Annotated in this window: 1 protein-coding gene; it reads left to right on the top strand. The window is 74.7% G+C overall.

The window, feature by feature from the left end:
• Positions 1 to 118: 118 nt before the first annotated feature.
• A partial coding sequence (locus tag ACWF41_RS12190; RefSeq protein WP_452182595.1) for an ABC-F family ATP-binding cassette domain-containing protein occupies positions 119 to 1787 on the top strand: 1669 nt, incomplete at its 3' end.

The raw sequence follows: 1787 nt of genomic DNA, 5'->3' as shown, positions 1-1787 counted from the left end.
GTTGTTTTGGGGGGGGGGACGTGGGGGTGGGGGAGGGACCTGCAAGGGGGGGGTTGGCAGGGGACTCCTTCGCGGTATCAGAACGGGTCCCGTGCTCGAAGGCGACTACCCTCGTTGGGTGGCACATCTCCTCGGCGCGGACGGCATCGCGCTGACCATCGGTACCCGCACCCTCCTGCACGACGTCTCCCTCGGCCTCGACGACGGCGACCGCATCGGCGTCGTCGGCCCCAACGGCGCCGGCAAGTCCACCCTGCTGCGCCTGCTGGCCGGCACCCAGGCGCCCGACGCCGGCCGCGTCACCCGCGTCGGCGGCTCGCGGCTCGGGATGCTCGTGCAGCGCGACGTGGACGACGACGCCGCGACCATCCGCGACCTCGTGCACGGCGACGACGCCACCCACGAGTGGGCGTCCGACTCCCGCATCCGCTCCGTGCACGCGGGCCTGCTCGCCGACCTCGACCTCGACCAGCCCGCGTCCACGCTGTCCGGCGGCCAGCGCCGCCGCGTCGCGCTCGCCGCGCTCCTCGTCGAGGACCCCGACGTCCTCCTGCTCGACGAGCCCACCAACCACCTCGACGTCGAGGGCGTCGCCTGGCTCGCCGAGCACCTGAAGAACCGGTACGGCCGCCCCGGCGCCACCGGCGCGCTCGTCGTCGTCACGCACGACCGCTGGTTCCTCGACGCCGTCTGCTCCCGCACCTGGGAGGTGCGCGGCGACGGCACCGGCGGCGTCGACGGGTACGACGGCGGGTACGCCGCCTACATCCTCGCCCGCGCCGAACGCGCCCGGCAGGCCGCCACCGCCGCCGAGAAGCGCAACAACCTGCTCCGCAAGGAGCTCGCCTGGCTCAAGCGCGGCGCCCCCGCCCGCACCTCCAAGCCCAAGTTCCGCCTCGACGCCGCCGCCGCGCTCATCGACGACGAGCCGCCGCCCCGCGACACCCTCGAGCTCACCCAGATGGCCACCCGCCGCCTCGGGAAGGACGTGCTCGACCTCGAGGACGTCACCGTGACGGTGCCGGCGCGCGAGGGCAGCGAGGCCGGGCCGCGCGACGCCGCCGGCCGGCGCGTGCTGCTCGACGACGTCACCTGGCGCCTCGGCCCCGGCGACCGGTACGGCGTCGTGGGCGTCAACGGCGCCGGCAAGACCACCCTGCTCGCCCTGCTCGCCGGGCGCCGCGAACCCGACTCCGGGCGCGTGCGCCGCGGCAAGACCGTGCACGTCGCCGAGCTCACCCAGGACGTCGGCGAGCTCGACGACGTCGCGCACCTCACCGCCGTGCAGGTCGTCGACCGCGAGAAGCGCACCGTCGTCGTCGACGGCAAGGAGCTCACCGCCGGCCAGCTCACCGAACGCCTCGGCTTCACCCGCGAGCGCGCGCACACCCTCGTGCGCGACCTCTCCGGCGGCGAACGACGCCGCCTCCAGCTGCTGCGGCTGCTCGTCTCCGAGCCCAACGTGCTGCTCCTCGACGAGCCCACCAACGACCTCGACACCGACACCCTCGCCGCCGTCGAGGACCTGCTCGACGGGTGGCCCGGCACCCTCATCGTCGTGTCCCACGACCGGTACCTGCTGGAGCGCGTGTGCGACCGGCAGTGGGCGTTGCTCGGCGACGGCGCGCTGCGGGACCTGCCCGGTGGGGTGGAGCAGTACCTGGCGCTGCGGCGTGCTGGTGTTGGTGGTGGTGCTGGTGGTGGTCGGGGGGCGACGGCGGCGGATGTCTCGTCGCGAGGCGTCCATCCGAGCCCTCGTTCCTCGGGCTCTCCCGCCAGGCCCATCC

The sequence above is a fragment of the Isoptericola sp. NPDC055063 genome (assembly GCF_053608125.1).
This window is presented reverse-complemented; position numbering and strand designations above follow the sequence as displayed.